General features: G+C 46.3%; 14 protein-coding genes. 11 read left to right on the top strand and 3 right to left on the bottom strand.

The genetic code is table 11. The features are described 5' to 3' along the window. The first annotated feature begins 1 nt into the window (after position 1). Together LRP49_RS21175 and LRP49_RS21180 are read left to right on the top strand one after the other, a co-directional pair. Positions 2-1,696, top strand: coding sequence for an ABC transporter ATP-binding protein (locus tag LRP49_RS21175; protein ID WP_274144739.1), 1,695 nt, complete (start codon positions 2-4; stop codon positions 1,694-1,696). Further along, the gene (locus tag LRP49_RS21180) at positions 1,693-2,535 is read left to right on the top strand and encodes an energy-coupling factor transporter transmembrane component T family protein (RefSeq protein WP_274144741.1); all 843 of its coding nucleotides are present in this window, start codon (positions 1,693-1,695) and stop codon (positions 2,533-2,535) included. The genes LRP49_RS21175 and LRP49_RS21180 overlap by 4 nt, the downstream gene beginning before the upstream one ends. Positions 2,536-2,597: 62 nt before the next feature. Here the strand turns inward: LRP49_RS21180 and mlc are convergent, their stop codons facing one another. After that, positions 2,598-3,812, bottom strand: a complete 1,215-nt coding sequence (gene mlc, locus LRP49_RS21185; RefSeq protein ID WP_274144743.1) for a sugar metabolism global transcriptional regulator Mlc — start codon at positions 3,810-3,812, stop codon at positions 2,598-2,600. A gap of 258 nt (positions 3,813-4,070) precedes the next feature. Between mlc and queE the strand changes: the two genes are divergently transcribed. Continuing rightward, positions 4,071-4,733, top strand: coding sequence for a 7-carboxy-7-deazaguanine synthase QueE (gene queE, locus LRP49_RS21190; RefSeq protein ID WP_274144745.1), 663 nt, complete (start codon positions 4,071-4,073; stop codon positions 4,731-4,733). A 47-nt stretch (positions 4,734-4,780) separates the two neighbouring features. Here the strand turns inward: queE and queD are convergent, their stop codons facing one another. Next, the gene (gene queD / locus LRP49_RS21195; RefSeq protein WP_274144747.1) at positions 4,781-5,143 is read right to left on the bottom strand and encodes a 6-carboxytetrahydropterin synthase QueD; all 363 of its coding nucleotides are present in this window, start codon (positions 5,141-5,143) and stop codon (positions 4,781-4,783) included. Positions 5,144-5,489: 346 nt separating this feature from the next. Here queD and asnS point away from each other — a divergent pair, with 346 nt between their 5' ends. The 3 genes from asnS (at position 5,490) to LRP49_RS21210 (ending at position 8,860) form a co-directional block, all read left to right on the top strand. Further along, entirely contained in the window at positions 5,490-6,890 is a 1,401-nt protein-coding gene (asnS, locus tag LRP49_RS21200; protein WP_274144826.1) for an asparagine--tRNA ligase, read from the top strand. A 185-nt stretch (positions 6,891-7,075) separates the two neighbouring features. Continuing rightward, the gene (locus tag LRP49_RS21205) at positions 7,076-7,333 is read left to right on the top strand and encodes a hypothetical protein (protein WP_274144749.1); all 258 of its coding nucleotides are present in this window, start codon (positions 7,076-7,078) and stop codon (positions 7,331-7,333) included. 333 nt (positions 7,334-7,666) lie between these two features. Beyond that, positions 7,667-8,860 (top strand): amino acid aminotransferase, encoded by a 1,194-nt coding sequence (locus LRP49_RS21210; RefSeq protein WP_274144751.1) that lies wholly within the window; start codon positions 7,667-7,669, stop codon positions 8,858-8,860. A 79-nt stretch (positions 8,861-8,939) separates the two neighbouring features. Here LRP49_RS21210 and folE read toward each other — a convergent pair whose 3' ends face one another. Next, positions 8,940-9,593, bottom strand: coding sequence for a GTP cyclohydrolase I FolE (gene folE / locus LRP49_RS21215; RefSeq protein ID WP_274144753.1), 654 nt, complete (start codon positions 9,591-9,593; stop codon positions 8,940-8,942). Between the two features lie 269 nt (positions 9,594-9,862). Between folE and moeA the strand changes: the two genes are divergently transcribed. The 5 genes from moeA (at position 9,863) to pstC (ending at position 15,626) form a co-directional block, all read left to right on the top strand. After that, positions 9,863-11,098: a molybdopterin molybdotransferase MoeA gene (gene moeA, locus LRP49_RS21220; protein ID WP_274144755.1), complete on the top strand. Its 1,236-nt coding sequence runs from the start codon at positions 9,863-9,865 to the stop codon at positions 11,096-11,098. A gap of 9 nt (positions 11,099-11,107) precedes the next feature. Beyond that, on the top strand, positions 11,108-11,857 hold the full coding sequence (moeB, locus tag LRP49_RS21225) for a molybdopterin-synthase adenylyltransferase MoeB (RefSeq protein ID WP_274144757.1): 750 nt from the start codon (positions 11,108-11,110) through the stop codon (positions 11,855-11,857). 129 nt (positions 11,858-11,986) lie between these two features. Beyond that, positions 11,987-13,606 carry a putative bifunctional diguanylate cyclase/phosphodiesterase gene (locus tag LRP49_RS21230; protein WP_274144759.1) on the top strand — a complete coding sequence of 540 codons (1,620 nt, stop codon included), beginning with the start codon at positions 11,987-11,989 and terminating at the stop codon, positions 13,604-13,606. A 198-nt stretch (positions 13,607-13,804) separates the two neighbouring features. Next, the gene (locus LRP49_RS21235; RefSeq protein WP_274144761.1) at positions 13,805-14,626 is read left to right on the top strand and encodes a phosphate ABC transporter substrate-binding protein; all 822 of its coding nucleotides are present in this window, start codon (positions 13,805-13,807) and stop codon (positions 14,624-14,626) included. An 88-nt stretch (positions 14,627-14,714) separates the two neighbouring features. Further along, entirely contained in the window at positions 14,715-15,626 is a 912-nt protein-coding gene (gene pstC, locus LRP49_RS21240; protein ID WP_274144763.1) for a phosphate ABC transporter permease subunit PstC, read from the top strand. Positions 15,627-15,631 lie beyond the last annotated feature (5 nt).

Consider the following 15,631-nt stretch of genomic DNA (forward strand, 5'->3'; position numbering starts at 1 on the left):
TATGACCATCGAATTTAAAAACTTTACTTTTCGCTACGACGCATTGGTCAATCCAACGCTAAAAGGCATTGACCTAACAATTAATAAAGGCGAAAAAATCCTCATCATTGGCCCAAGCGGCAGTGGTAAATCTACACTTGGCCAATGCATTAATGGCCTTATCCCCCATTCCATTGAAGGTGAAACCACGGGTTCACTGCTGATCAACGGTATGGATGCACAAACCATGAAATTGGTGCACTTCACTGAACAAGTAGGCACCGTACTTCAAGATACTGACAGCCAATTTGTTGGCCTCAGTGTTGGCGAAGATATTGCGTTTGCGCTTGAGAACCAACGCATGCCTGTCGCAGAGATGTATCCGTTGGTTAAGTCCACCGCGAAAATGGTGGAACTCGAAACACTGCTCAACCATGCACCTCAAGACCTTTCTGGCGGTCAAAAGCAGCGCGTTTCTCTTGCCGGTATTTTGGTAGATGACGTCGAAATCCTGCTGTTTGATGAACCGCTCGCTGCACTTGATCCGAAAACGGGTAAGCGCACCATCGAGATCATCGACCAACTGCATCGTGATACCGGCAAGACGGTTATCATCATCGAACACCGTCTGGAAGATGTACTGACCAAACATGTCGACCGCGTTATTTTGATGGAAAGTGGGCAAATCATTGCTGATATGTCACCAAACGACATGCTGGTATCAGGCCTTCTTGAAAAGCACGGCATTCGCGAACCTTTGTATTTTTCTGCCATAAAGCACGCAGGTTATGACCTCAAAGCCAGTGATAACCCAGCCTATCTCGACCAAATGGATATTGAAGCCATCGCGCCAACCATTCAGTCTTGGCATTCGTCTTACGCACAACAGGAACCGGTTGCTGAAAACGAAACACTGCTGACGTTGGAGAATATCTCCTACTCCTATGACGGCGAAAAAAATGCACTAGAAGACATTTCTTTTTCAGTTCGTCGTGGCGAAATCGTGTCTGTTCTTGGCAAGAATGGCTCAGGAAAATCGACACTAACCAAACTCATCATGGGCGTCGTTGAACCTGATGCTGGCTCCATACATTTCGATGGACAGGACTTTGCTGATTTAACAATTTACGAACGCAGCAAGAAAGTTGGCGTTGTCATGCAAAACCCAAATCATATGATTTGCCATCATATGATCATGGATGAAGTCGCGTTTGGCCTGCATAACCAAGGTTTAAGTGACGTAGAAATCGAAAAGCGTGTGCTCGACGTACTTGAATTTTGTGGGCTTAGCAAATACCGCCATTGGCCGATTGATGCGCTAAGTTACGGTCAGAAGAAACGTGTGACCATTGCGTCGATTCTGGTTATGGAGCCAGAACTACTGATCCTCGATGAGCCGACGGCTGGCCAAGATTATCGCAATTACACAGCCATGCTGTCGTTCATTAAACGTTTGAACAAAGAGCGTGGGATCACCGTGATGATCATTTCACACGATATGCATCTGGTGCTGGAATACACCACACGTTCCATTGTTATCGCTGACAGCAAACTGATGACAGATGCGCCAATGACCACGGTATTCAGCCAGTCTGAATTGCTGGATGCAGCTAACTTAACGACCACCAGCCTTTATCAGCTTGCAGAGAAATGCGGAATAGCCGATATCAATGGCTTTATGCAGCAGTTTATCGACGCAGAGAGCAGTGCGAAATGAAGACCTCTAAGATGAAATTTGGAATCAACTACGTTGATACAAAGTCTCCGTTGCATGGGCTTAATGGCATCACAAAATTTGCCTTGCTGATGGCATGGATAACCGTTGTTCTGACCACATTTGACCTGCGCATTATTGTCGTCATGATTTTGTTGGGCTTAACCCTTCTGAAAACAACGGGTGTTGCTTTTCAGGTATATAAACCTCTATTGCTGGGCACGCTTAGTGTGTTAACCACAAACGCCATTTTTATGTTTGCGGTCGCGCCACAACAAGGCTCTGAGGTTTTAGGCACAACCACTGAACTCATGACGTTACCGGGTAACTACACATTAACCCAGGAAACACTGTATTACCTATGTACAGTCACGCTCAAGTACTTCAGCATGTTCCCTATTGCGTTGGTCTTTGTGTTTACCACGCACCCAACTGAATTTGCATCAAGCCTGAATCGCGTCGGTGTTCCATACAAAATTGCCTATGCGGTTAGCCTGACCTTACGCTACCTGCCGGAAGTGAAAAACGACTTTGTTAACATCATGCACGCTCAACAAGCGCGAGGTGTCGATTTTTCTAAAAATGCTCCCTTGATGGATCGATTTCGCGGCGTAACCAAGATTCTTATCCCGCTGATTTTTTCAAGCTTGGATCGGGCTGATGAAATCTCCAATGCGATGACACTGCGTGGATTTGGTCGTTACAACTCACGTACTTGGTACAATCAACGCGTGCTGACAAGTAAAGACTGGGGTGTGCTTGCCATTCTTGCCCTCGGCGTCACTTTGGCACTCATCAAGCGTAACGCTGATACTGTGATGATGTGGTATCCATTTGGGTAATACATAAAACGAAAAAGGAGCCGATTGGCTCCTTTTTTCATGCTGACTACGACAATGCTGGACTAACCTTCCAGCACCTTCATCAATAAATACCCTTCATACATCGCGCGTTTTACGAGTGCTGCTCCCGGCATCGTAGCTTGTGTATAGAAAAAGGCTTCGTCTAATTCCAAGTGCTCAAAGTACTGAGGCAATGTCTGGTTTTGAATACGATCCATAATCGCCGGATAAAGTACTGACTTCGCCTGATTTAACTCACCCCCAATTAATATTCTTTGAGGGTTGAATAAATTCACGGTAATGGCGATGGCTTGGCCGAGATTATGCCCCAATTCTGTGATCACGTTCACGGCTACTGGGTCACCTTTCACAGCTGCTTGGCAAAGGAGGTTTATTGACAGTTTTCTTCCTTGTAAAACACTCTCATGCCCTTGGTCTAATAGCGCCTGTGTGTCTTCTAAAACTGACTGTAGGCTAGCCACCGTTTCCAAACAGCCGTTATTGCCACAGAAGCATCGTTTGCCAAAGGGTTTGATTTGAATATGCCCCAATTCGCCAATGTTTCCGATCTGCCCTTCCAGTACTTTGCCATCAATCATGATGCCAGCACCGACGCCGTGGTGAATGGACACCAACACCGAATTTTCTACGTCTCTTGCATTGCCAAATAGCTTTTCAGCCAGTGCCCATGAACGCGTATCGTTGCCTATAAAAACAGGCAGACCTGTGGAGCGATGAATGGCTGCGCCAAGCGGCATATTGTGGACATTAAAGTGTGGCATTTGAATCACCACACCTTGCGCACTGTTCACCAAACCGGGAAGCGAAACAGCAACCGCTGTTACTCGGTCAACCACGTTGGCATGGACAGAGAAGAAGTGATTGATACGGTTTTGAATCAGCGTTAGCAACGTCTCTTGGTCAAGGATATCAATGTCTTTTCGCTCTTCTACTAAGATATCGCCGCCAAGTTCGTGCAGTGCCAGCGTCAAATACCCTCGGCCTAGGCGCAGAGAAAGAAACTGCCAACCTTCGTTGTCGAGTACCAACCCAATAGCTGGTCGACCTCGGCTGGCGGGCTCGCCATACTCAGTCTCTTTGACTAAATGCGCATCAATCAATTCACGCGTTATCTTAGTGATACTCGCGGGGGCTAGTTGACTGCGCTTAGAAAGTTCAATTCGGGAAATAGGCCCTAGCTGATCGATCAACTTATAAACTGCGCCAGCGTTATTACGCTTTATGTGATCTATGTGTCCTGGCTGGGCGAGAATCATCCCAAATTCCTTTTTACTTTCATTAATAATGAATTTTTTTACTTTGCGAACTAATTGTGAAGCAGCAAGAGAGAATGACGTGATACACATCACGAGCAATTTATTTCAATTACATTAGATTCAGCGCGAAGACCAAAAATCAAGCAGTTATATGCCGTTTATTTTGCTGCGGGTGTATCAGGATGTTTCTAACCAAGACAGCCCTTCGCTAACCTGACATAATCCCGCCCAATCTATGCATTAAGAACGTTTAGCGGTATGTACAACGTCAACGAAATTTTTGAAACCATTCAAGGCGAAGGCACGTTTACTGGCGTACCTTCAGTTTTTGTTCGCTTACAGGGTTGTCCTGTAGGTTGTCCTTGGTGCGACACTCGACAAACTTGGGATACGTTGGCATCTGACCAGCGTGATTTTGGCACTGTCATCGCAAAAACCGGCGACAGTCCACTTTGGGCCGAAGCAACCTCAGAAAATATTGTCGATTATTTGAATGAAAGCTATTCAGCAAAACATGTCGTGATTACAGGCGGAGAGCCTTGCATGTTTGACTTGGTGCCCCTTACCACACAATTAGAGGCGAATGGATACCGTTGCCAAATTGAAACAAGTGGTACTTACGACGTTCGCACATCTGCAAACACTTGGGTCACCGTGTCTCCGAAAATCAACATGCGCGGTAAATTACCGGTATTGAAAAGCACACTGGCGAGAGCCAATGAAATAAAGCACCCAGTTGGGACAGAAACAGACATAGAAAAGCTCACAGAGCTTCTTGCGGACATCGATTTATCAGGAAAAGAAGTCGCACTGCAGCCTATTAGTCAAAAGCCAAGAGCTACAGCACTGTGTATTGAAACCTGCATTAAAAACAACTGGCGTCTTTCTATTCAGACCCACAAATACCTCGATATCGCGTAAGCATCTATCGAAAAGAAAAAAGGGCCGACCGGCCCTTTTTTACTGCGTTACTCGCCAGTGTATAGACAACCTGCCGTACAGGTTTCTTTGATCATGATTTTGCTTAAGCAAGGCAACGCTGGTTTCAACTCATCCCAAATCCATTTCGCTAACACTTCGCTGGTTGGGTTTTCCAGCCCCTCAATATCGTTGAGGTAGTAGTGGTCCAAACGATCATAGATTGGTTGGAAAGCTTTCTTAATCTCGGAGAAATCGATCACCCACCCTGTGTGTGGATCAACCTCGCCCGCCACGTAAATACGCACTAAGAAAGAGTGACCATGCAAGCGACCACATTTATGACCTTCCGGTACATGTGGCAGTCTATGGGCAGCTTCAAACATGAATTCTTTAAACAGTTCAGTGTGCATTTCGTGCATTCCCGTGTTTGTAAGTTAAATCTTTGCGCGGCGATGCTACTGAATATTGGCAGCAAGCTCAAACTGAATTCCACTAACTGTCACTCTTTGACTGGAGGCAAAACGGTATCCGTGTCGTCCTGCGCAGCGAATCAAGACCACAGCCCTGAAATAAGCGTACAAATATGATGGCTTTTTGCACAAAATTTCGTCGAACGTAAAAGATAGTGAAGCCTTGCCAATTCTGCATCTTGAGGTAGTTTAGGTATGCAGGTAAACTCTTCTGTCCTAGTGCGAATTATCCTAGCTCGGTGACAACAGGTCATCGAGTATTCTTCAACGGAGTTAGATGCAAATTATGAACTATGTGCCTGTAGCAGACGTCCTGCACGGCAAAGCGGCAGTAGACACAGAAGTCACTGTTCGCGGTTGGATCCGCACACGTCGTGATTCAAAAGCCGGTATTTCTTTCCTTGCCATTTATGACGGCTCTTGTTTTGACCCAATTCAGGCGGTTGTTCCTAATGAGCTGAATAATTACAACGAAGAAGTACTGCGTCTTACTACAGGCTGTTCTGTAGAAGTTACGGGTAAAGTTGTAGAAAGCCCAGGTCAAGGCCAAGCGTTTGAACTACAAGCAACCGACGTAAAAGTTGTTGGTTGGGTTGAAGATGCTGACACTTACCCAATGGCTAAAACACGCCACTCTATTGAGTACCTGCGTGAAGTTGCTCACCTACGTCCTCGCACCAACGTAATTGGTGCTGTTGCGCGTGTTCGTAACTGTCTGGCGCAAGCGATTCACCGCTTCTACCACGAACAAGGTTACTTCTGGGTTTCTGCACCACTGATCACTGCATCTGATGCAGAAGGTGCAGGTGAAATGTTCCGTGTATCAACACTGGATCTGGAAAACCTACCACGCACTGATAAAGGCACCGTTGATTACAACGAAGATTTCTTTGGTAAAGAGACCTTCCTGACGGTATCTGGTCAGTTGAACGCAGAAGCCTATGCATGTGCGCTGAGCAAGGTTTACACCTTCGGCCCGACTTTCCGCGCTGAAAACTCAAACACCAGCCGCCACCTAGCGGAATTCTGGATGGTTGAACCAGAAGTTGCATTTGCAGACCTGAACGACGTTGCAAAACTGGCAGAAGACATGCTGAAGTTTGTGTTTAAAGCTGTTCTGGAAGAGCGCCGCGACGATCTTGAATTCTTTGCACAACGCATCGACAAAGAAGCGATCACGCGTCTAGAGAAATTCGTTGAATCAGACTTCGCACAAGTTGATTACACGGATGCTATCGAGATCCTGCTTCAGTCTGGTAAAACGTTTGAGAATGCTGTTGAGTGGGGTATTGACCTTGCTTCTGAGCACGAGCGTTACCTTGCAGAACAACACTTCCAAGCTCCAGTTATTGTGAAAAACTACCCGAAAGACATCAAAGCATTCTACATGCGCTTGAACGAAGACGGTAAAACAGTAGCAGCAATGGACGTTCTGGCACCTGGCATTGGTGAGATCATCGGTGGTGCGCAGCGTGAAGAACGTCTTGATGTTCTAGATGCTCGCATGCGCGCAATGAACATCGATCCTGAGCACATGAGCTGGTACCGCGATCTTCGCCGTTACGGCACCGTTCCACACGCTGGTTTCGGTCTAGGCTTTGAGCGTTTGGTTTCTTACGTAACAGGTATGGGCAACGTTCGCGACGTTATTCCATTCCCACGTACTCCTCGTAGCGCGAACTTCTAAGTCGTCCTCACGAGAGTAACTCTAAAAACCTCCGCATTGTCGGAGGTTTTTTTGTTTTAGCCCCTTCTCAACACCTCTCTTTATTTGTTTCTGGAATCTTAGATTGATTCCACCTCTTCGCCTCCAGACAGTGCTAAATTCAAGGCATGTAGGAAAGCAATCGACGAAAAGGATAAGAGGCTATCATGAGTAAATATAACGAAAGCGATATTCACTACCATGGTGAAACAAACGGCGTACATAGCTGGAGTTTGTCAATGGGACAGCCTTACTATTGGCACCCTGACTGGCTTCATATTGCAGAGGACATTACAGGACACGTACCTGTAGAAGAAGGAAAGCTACACGTCGAGCATGGACAAGAAGCGACAAAAGACCATGCGGTACAAGCCATTTTGAAACATATCAATGAGTGGGTACACAAATCACACCACAAACGCTAACATCCTGAAGAGAAAAGGCTGCTAAGCAGCCTTTTTTGAACGTTATATTTTTTCATTCCACTACTCCCTCCCGCATTTCTTCTTTATTCATTTTCCCGCATATATAGTCTGTGGTATTTAATGAATCTTTTGCCCATAGCCATTTAATCGCGAGGTGTTTCGCATATTTCTTCGTTTAACTGCGTCTATTTCTTTGCTCAATTGATAAAAGAATGCCCGAAACTGCCCCTTCTTCATTGAAGAGTGAATTAGTTAAAATTTCCGTTTTATTACAACGAATCAAAATGGTATAAAAAAGGCTGTACCTTTTAACAACGCCATGGATGAACGAAGATGTTTGAAAAAATTGTTGCGGCTCCCGCCGACCCTATTCTAGGCCTCACTGAAGATTTCAAAGCCGATCCTCGCGCTGAGAAAATTAACTTGGGTGTAGGTATTTACAAGGATGAATCTGGAAATACCCCTGTTCTAGCGACCGTTAAAAAAGCGGAAGCCATTCTTCTTGAGAAAGAAACCACCAAATCTTACCTGAGCATTCCAGGTACACCAGAATACGGTCTGGCAGTTCAAAAACTGCTATTCGGTGAAAACGCACCAATTATTGCAGACAAACGCGCGCAAACTGCGCAAGCCCCAGGTGGCACAGGTGCCCTGCGTCTTGCAGCTGAATTCATCAAACGCCAACTTGGTGATGTGAAAGTTTGGGTAAGTAACCCAACGTGGGCAAACCACAACGGCGTGTTTGCTGCGGCAGGCTTAGAAGTAACACAATATGGTTACTATGACGCAGAAGCAAAAGACATGGATTTCGCTGCTATGGTTGCAGATCTGCAAACCGCGAATGCAGGCGACGTCGTTCTTCTACATGGCTGCTGTCACAATCCAACCGGTATTGACCCAGACACGGCACAATGGAAAGAGCTTGCTGCACTATGTAAAGAAAAAGCACTGCTACCAATGTTTGACTTCGCATACCAAGGTTTTGCGAAAGGCGTGGAAGAAGATGCCGCTGGCCTTCGTATTTTTACCGAAGTTTGTCCCGAGCTGCTCATCGCAAGCTCATTCTCTAAAAACTTTGGTTTGTACAATGAGCGTGTAGGTGCATTTACCTTGGTGGGTACATCCCCATCAGAAGCAGCAACTGCATTTAGCCAAGTGAAGAGCATTGCTCGCGTGATTTACTCTAACCCACCAGCACACGGTGCTGCTGTTGTTACCGAAATCCTTGGTGATGCTGCGCTTCGCGCTGAATGGGAGCAAGAAGTTGCCGACATGCGTGACCGCATTCAAGCAATGCGTGAGTTGTTTGTTACTTCACTTAAAGAAGAAGGTGTCGACGCAGACTTTAGCTTTATCGAACGCCAGAACGGTATGTTCTCCTTCTCTGGTCTGAACAAAGATCAGGTTGCACGTTTGAAAGACGAATTTGCGGTATACATCGTAGGCTCTGGCCGTATCAGCGTCGCAGGCATGACCCGTTCAAACATGGGTCCGCTATGTAAAGCGATTGCAGCAGTAATGAAGTAGTCTTCATCACTACCGTGATACCTACAAAAAAAGCACCCTAGGGTGCTTTTTTATTACCAATTTTGAAGAAGCCGCCTGACTATATGCCGTGCAGAAACTCAGCACGTGTTGCCGCATTCTTCTTAAATACACCGCCTAACGCAGTCGTTGTTGTCACACTCGTTGCATCCATCACACCACGCGCTTTAACGCAATAATGGGTCGCGTTCATGTGCACAGCCACGTTGTCGGTTTCCAGCAAGGTTTGCAGTGCCACCAGAATTTGTCGCGTAAGACGCTCTTGTACCTGTGGTCGCTGCGCAAAAAAACGCACGATGCGATTAATCTTAGAGAGACCAATTATCTTATCTTTCGGTAGATAAGCGACAGTACATGATCCATCAATGGTCACGAGGTGATGCTCACACGTACTGGTGAGTGTAATATTTTTCACTCTCACCATTTCATCACAGCCCATTTTGTTATCAATCACCGTGATTTTCGGAAAGTTAGCGTAGTCCAAGCCTGAAAACACTTCGTCGACATACATCTTCGCAATACGCGCAGGTGTTTCCATCAAACTGTCATCTTCAAGGTCGAGATCGATAACGGACAGAATCTCCCGCATGTGATACTCGATTTTTTCTTTCTTTTCTTCGGCGGTCATCGACGAACCGGACTGCATTGGAGTTTCGATACCACGCGCCACTAGCGCTTCACGAACTCGCTTTGCAGAATCGCTCAATGCTGTCATAAAAAACCCTCGGATCGTTCCAATGTTGTTATTGTACCCAGCGTAAAACTTGATTGCGTCAAGGTCTTCAATTTGCTCAGGTATTGTTATTACTCGCCTATTGAGGACAAGGATCAATTTCTGTCAGATTTTTGAAGCATAACGTTAATAGTCATAAAATTACACCTTGAAATGCATGCGGGCATTAGTTTCGACAAACAAAGTCTGAGATAATGCTTTTTTGCTCTGCTGATAGCTAATGTATAGCTTAAAACTACCGAGATTTTTTTATGGGTTGTTGCGATACTCCTGGACTGATGCCCGTTTCCACGGCCATTGAGACGCTTCTTAATGACACTACGCCTATTACGGCTACCGAAACTGTCTCCCTTATTAATGCGCAAAACCGCATTACCTCAGAAGACATTCTATCCCCAATCAACGTACCACCTTTTGCAAATTCTGCGATGGATGGCTACGCCGTGCGATGTGAAGACCTCGTGGCTACCCAGACGTTGCCTCTCGCGGGTAAGTCTTTTGCGGGTGTCCCTTTTGAAGGCGATTGGCCCAAAGGGACTTGTATCCGCATCATGACAGGTGCAGAAATCCCAGAAGGTGCTGACGCTGTCATCATGCAAGAGCAAACAAGCGTTGAAGGCGATAACGTTACCTTCACTGTTCTGCCTGTTGCCCAGCAAAACATTCGTCCAATGGGCGATGATGTAAAAACTGGCGATGTGGTTATTCCAAAAGGAACACTGCTGACACCTCGCGAAGTTCCCCTTCTAGCGACGCTTGGCATCGCCGATGTGCCTGTTATGAGAAGACCAACAGTTGCGTTTTTCTCTACAGGTGATGAACTGCGCCAAGTTGGAGAGACGCTGGGGAAAGGCGAGATATACGACAGTAACCGCTATACCATTCGCGCAATGCTTGAAAAAATGCACTGCGAAGCAATTGATCTAGGCGTCGTTCCAGATTGTCCTGAAAAACTTCGTGAAGCCTTTTTACATGCGGCGGATATTGCCGATGTCATTGTCACATCTGGTGGCGTAAGCGTTGGCGAAGCCGACTACACCAAAGATATTTTGGACCAAGAAGGCGAAGTGGGTTTTTGGAAGATTGCCATCAAGCCCGGCAAGCCCTTTGCCTTTGGCCGCGTGAAAGGTGCGCTATTCTGTGGTTTGCCAGGTAACCCAGTCTCCGTTCTGGTTACCCTGCATGTTTTGGTTCAGCCGCTGCTTGCTAAACTTTCTGGCCACACCCAATGGCAACCAACCATTCAACTGAAAGCAAAAGCAGAGAGCCGTTTTAAAAAATCACCGGGCCGTGCGGACTACCAGCGCGCTGTTTATCGATTGGATGAAAACGGTGACCTTATTGTTGGCACCACTGGCAACCAAGGGTCAGGTGCGTTCAGTTCGCTTTCTGTTGCTAACTGCTTTGCTGTATTGGAGCAAGATCGTGGCCACGTTGAGGTCGGTGAAAGCGTGACTATCGAGCCATTCAACGCTGTTTTAAGTTAAAGGATGAACGTGGATATTCTCTCTCCGGAAGAAGAGCTCAGATATAATCGCCAAATCATATTGCGCCAATTTGATTTTGAGGGCCAAGAAGCCCTCAAACAAAGCAAGGTGCTTGTACTCGGTGCCGGCGGACTCGGCTGTGCTGCCAGTCAGTATCTTGCCGCCGCAGGCGTCGGGGAGCTAACGCTCATCGATGACGACAAGGTTGAATTGTCCAACCTCCAACGCCAAGTGCTCCACAGTGATGCAACGATTGGTGATTTAAAGGTCGATTCTGCGGCACGCTCACTTACTGCTCTCAACCCTCATTTGACGGTTAACACGATTTCTACCCGTTTAAATGACGATGCGCTTTCTGAGTTGATAGAAAAACATAGCCTCGTTCTGGACTGCAGTGACAACGTAGATACACGCAATCAATTGAACCGCTTGTGCTTTAAGCACAAAACACCGCTAGTCAGTGGTGCTGCCATTCGCCTTGAAGGCCAAGTCGCTGTCTTTACTTATGGTGACAATGAGCCTTGCTACCAGTGTTTAAGTGCCATGTTTGGTGAACAAGCACTGAGTTGTGTTGAAGCAGGAATTCTCTCTCCTGTCGTTGGTGTGATTGGCGCGATGCAGGCGTTAGAGGCGATCAAGGTCGTGTCAAAATTTGCCGCTTTACCTACCGGAAAGCTCATGATGTTTGACGCGATGGAAAGCCAATGGCGCAGCTTTAACTTGCTCAAGAATCCAAACTGCCCTGTCTGCTGTGACTAACAGGCATTGGCTCAAAGAGTGACATTGTTCTCAAGTTTGCTATTTCTCAGCTACATTTAAGAATGTCTCGGCTGTCATGCCCTCCGTGACAGCCTCTTTCTTTTAATGAAGTAGGCTGATAGCAATACGATGTTGAAATCGATATCAATAATCCTTGTGCTCCTCGGTATGCTCGCCCTGATATCGGCATTACGATCTTCGATTTCCCTCTATCACAAAGATCGTCGCCCCTCCACCTTCAGCTTTATTCCCGTCATGCTTGGCTTTGTTCTCGGCTACGTCGTTTTTACCGGCTATATGGCGATGATGGATAAAATCAGCGTCATCGAGTTTGTGGTTTCCATGGTGTTTTTTGGTGGCGGGATTTTTTGCGTGATGATTTTTGGTGTCGTCTCACAAAGCATGGAACGGATTGCTTTTGCTGAGTTTCAGCAGCGTCACAACGAATCCCATGACAGTCTGACTGGGCTTCCTAATCGACGGTTTCTGCTGCAAACCATTAATCAACACATTCATGATTTTGAAACTACTCAACAAAGGTTCGGTGTCGCGACGGTGGACATCAATAATTTTAACCATATCAATGAAGTATTCGGGCACCAAGCTGGGGACAGCGTGCTTTATCAGTATTCCGAACGACTACGTGAGTTTGTTGAACAAGATATTTTCCTCGCCAGAACCAGTGGAAATCGATTTACATTCATCATAAATAGTCCAGAAACAACGAACGTTGCACATTACATTGAAACCATACAATCCTATCTTGATCACCCGCAGACCATTAATGACCATGACGTCAACTTAACGAATACCATCGGTGTCTCACTGTATCCCGAGCATGGTTCGTGTTCTGAAGATATTTTGAAACGCTCTGAAATCGCCATGTACAGTGCCAAACGTATCCAAGTCCCCTATGCCGTCTATGAAGCCGCGTCTTACAGACAGCTTTACGATAAAGTCGAATTGGCACAAATGCTCCAAGTCGCGATGGTCAATATGGATTTTGACTTGTACTTTCAACCCGTCCTAAACGTCAACGCCTCTCGTAAAACAACGTTCGAGGTATTGATTCGATGGCCTCTTGGCAATGGTTACACCGTAAGTCCTGATGAGTTCATTCCTATCGCAGAACAAACTAACGCCATTCACCAAATAACGCGTTGGGTACTTCAAAAAACAGTGGCCCAATTGGCTGAATGGGCAGATAAAGGAATGGCACCCCACGTTCAAGTTAACTTGTCGGTACGAGACATTGAAGACAACAGTCTTGAACCCTTCCTGAGAAAGTTACTCAGGGACTATGCCATTCAGCCTTCCCAACTAACGTTAGAAATCACTGAAACCAGCATGATGCAAAACCCCAAAAAAGCCCAAGCAGTGCTGGAAAAAATAAAAACATTGGGCGTTTCCCTTAGCATCGATGATTTCGGTACCGGTTTTTCCTCACTCTCTATATTGAGCAATATGCCGATTGATGAAATTAAGATTGACCGCAGCTTTGTCACCGACCTTCTCTATAGCTCTAATCATGAAGCCATAGTTAGATCAACCATTTACCTTGCACATAGCTTAGATTGCTCTGTGGTTGCTGAAGGTGTTGAGACAGAGGCGTTGGGACAATACTTAATGTCGATCGGGTGTGACAAAATCCAGGGCTTCTGGTACGGAAGACCTATGAACCTTTCCCAAGTAGACTCATGGTTAAATGACGTTCACGTGATAAATAATCGAGTCGCCAGCCAAAACTAACGATTAATATTTCGTATTTTACATATACGACAATATTTTAATCTGACCATTTTTGAGCCACCTGTGTCATTAAAAGTACTTAATCTCGTCATGAATGCTTCAATTAACTGAAACATGACTGTCATATAACTTACCTAAAGTTGCCTTCGTTGATTCAAACACCTCCTTCGAGAAAGGCAACGTTTAAGGAAAGTTACTATGAAATCAAAAGTTTTTACTGCCCTGTGTATGGCTGGCGCATTGGTTGCCCACACAGCTTCTGCTCAAGAAACAATCACAATTTCAGGTTCAACCTCTGTAACAGAAGTCATGGAAGTTCTTGCTGAGACGTATCATAACCAAAACAACAGCACCTTTATTGAAGTTCAAGGTACTGGTTCGTCTGCTGGTGTTAAAGCAGCGAAAAACGGTACTTCAATGTTCGGCATGGCATCTCGCGACTTGAAAGAATCAGAAAAAGAGCCTGCATTGAAAGAAACTGTTATTGCTCGCGATGGCATCGCAGTTGTCGTGAACAACGCAAATACGTTGGATAACCTGACCGTAGAGCAAATTGCAAAAATCTACCGCGGTGAAGTGAAGAACTGGTCTGAAGTCGGCGGTGAAAACAAACCCGTCGTGGTTGTGACCCGTGACACAGCCTCTGGCACACGTGGCGCATTCGAAGACATTATGGGCCTGAAGCGTAAGATTAACGGAACAACGGTTTCTGCTATTTCTCAACGTGCGCAAGTGGGTAACGGTAACGGTGTGATTAAAACCATCGTCGCAAACAACCCATTCGCCATCGGCTACATTTCATTAGGCTCAATCGATGAGTCTCTAAAGCCCCTCAAAGTTAACGGCGTCGCACCTTCATCAGAAGCGGTTGCTGCTGGCGACTACAAAGTAGCACGTCCTTTCCTTGTTCTGAGCAAAGACGGCAAACCTTCAGCAGCAGCTGATGAGTTCTTGAACTGGGTAGTCTCTCCAGACGGCCAAAAAATTGTGTCAAAACAAGGTTACGTACCTGTTCAGTAAACCCGACTAACACTTTGGCCTGACGGTATTTGTCAGGCCTATTTTAAGAAATACCTCCCTGCCAGAGATTGGCAATAAGGAGTGAGAAATGACCATCGCAAACGAACAAACCGTAGTACTGCCAACTCGCAGTCTGAATCGTCGCCAAAAGCGCGACTGGCGTGAAGATATCTTCCGCACACTATTCCTGACAGCAGCAATTTTAGGCGTGCTTTCTCTAGCAACCATCGGCTACTTCATCTTCCTTGAAGGTATCCCAGCGATTCAAGAAGCAGGCGTTACAGGTATCGTCACCGGCTCTGAGTGGCTTCCACCAGCACTTTATGGCATTGCACCGATGATTGTTGCCTCTCTGGCTTCAACCGCAGGAGCCGTCGCTCTGGGTGTGCCCGTTGCAGTACTAACTGCTGTATTCATCGCTGAAATCGCACCAAAGTGGCTAGCGAACATCATCCGTCCAGCAGTCGAACTGTTGGCAGGCATTCCTTCAGTGGTTTATGGCTTTTTTGGTCTGGTTATCATTGTTCCGCTGATTCAAGATGTATTTAACGTACCCGCAGGTAACACGCTGCTTGCAGGTATCATCGTTCTGGCAGTTATGATTCTGCCAACGGTTATCGCCGTATCCGAAACCTCATTACGCGCAGTACCAAAAGTCTACAAAGAAGGCTCTTTGGCTCTGGGCGCATCACAGATGTTTACCACGTTTAAACTGCTCGTTCCTGCCGCACGCTCAGGGATTATGACAGGCGTTATTCTCGGCATAGCGCGTGCACTAGGTGAAACCATGGCAATCATCATGGTGATGGGCAACGCCCCGGCTATGCCAAACGGCTTATTGGAATCTGCACGAACGCTGACAGCCAACATTGCACTTGAAATGTCTTATGCGTCCGGCGTTCACGCAAGTGCGCTGTACGCAACGGGTATCGTTCTCTTGGTATTTATCATGGTTCTGAACGCTGCTCTGCTTTACCTAAATCGTGAAAAAGCGAGGTAATTACG

It is taken from the genome of Enterovibrio qingdaonensis (assembly GCF_028683135.1).
In the GTDB taxonomy this organism is placed as follows: domain Bacteria; phylum Pseudomonadota; class Gammaproteobacteria; order Enterobacterales; family Vibrionaceae; genus Enterovibrio; species Enterovibrio qingdaonensis.

Excerpts from the sequence above, each read along its gene's own strand:
- LRP49_RS21175 (WP_274144739.1), top strand. The coding sequence starts at position 2 with ATGACCATCGAATTTAAAAACTTTACTTTTCGCTACGACGCATTGGTC.
- LRP49_RS21180 (WP_274144741.1), top strand. The coding sequence starts at position 1,693 with ATGAAGACCTCTAAGATGAAATTTGGAATCAACTACGTTGATACAAAG.
- mlc (WP_274144743.1), bottom strand. The coding sequence starts at position 3,812 with ATGATTCTCGCCCAGCCAGGACACATAGATCACATAAAGCGTAATAAC.
- queE (WP_274144745.1), top strand. The coding sequence starts at position 4,071 with ATGTACAACGTCAACGAAATTTTTGAAACCATTCAAGGCGAAGGCACG.
- queD (WP_274144747.1), bottom strand. The coding sequence starts at position 5,143 with ATGCACACTGAACTGTTTAAAGAATTCATGTTTGAAGCTGCCCATAGA.
- asnS (WP_274144826.1), top strand. The coding sequence starts at position 5,490 with ATGAACTATGTGCCTGTAGCAGACGTCCTGCACGGCAAAGCGGCAGTA.
- LRP49_RS21205 (WP_274144749.1), top strand. The coding sequence starts at position 7,076 with ATGAGTAAATATAACGAAAGCGATATTCACTACCATGGTGAAACAAAC.
- LRP49_RS21210 (WP_274144751.1), top strand. The coding sequence starts at position 7,667 with ATGTTTGAAAAAATTGTTGCGGCTCCCGCCGACCCTATTCTAGGCCTC.
- folE (WP_274144753.1), bottom strand. The coding sequence starts at position 9,593 with ATGACAGCATTGAGCGATTCTGCAAAGCGAGTTCGTGAAGCGCTAGTG.
- moeA (WP_274144755.1), top strand. The coding sequence starts at position 9,863 with ATGGGTTGTTGCGATACTCCTGGACTGATGCCCGTTTCCACGGCCATT.
- LRP49_RS21230 (WP_274144759.1), top strand. The coding sequence starts at position 11,987 with ATGTTGAAATCGATATCAATAATCCTTGTGCTCCTCGGTATGCTCGCC.
- LRP49_RS21235 (WP_274144761.1), top strand. The coding sequence starts at position 13,805 with ATGAAATCAAAAGTTTTTACTGCCCTGTGTATGGCTGGCGCATTGGTT.
- pstC (WP_274144763.1), top strand. The coding sequence starts at position 14,715 with ATGACCATCGCAAACGAACAAACCGTAGTACTGCCAACTCGCAGTCTG.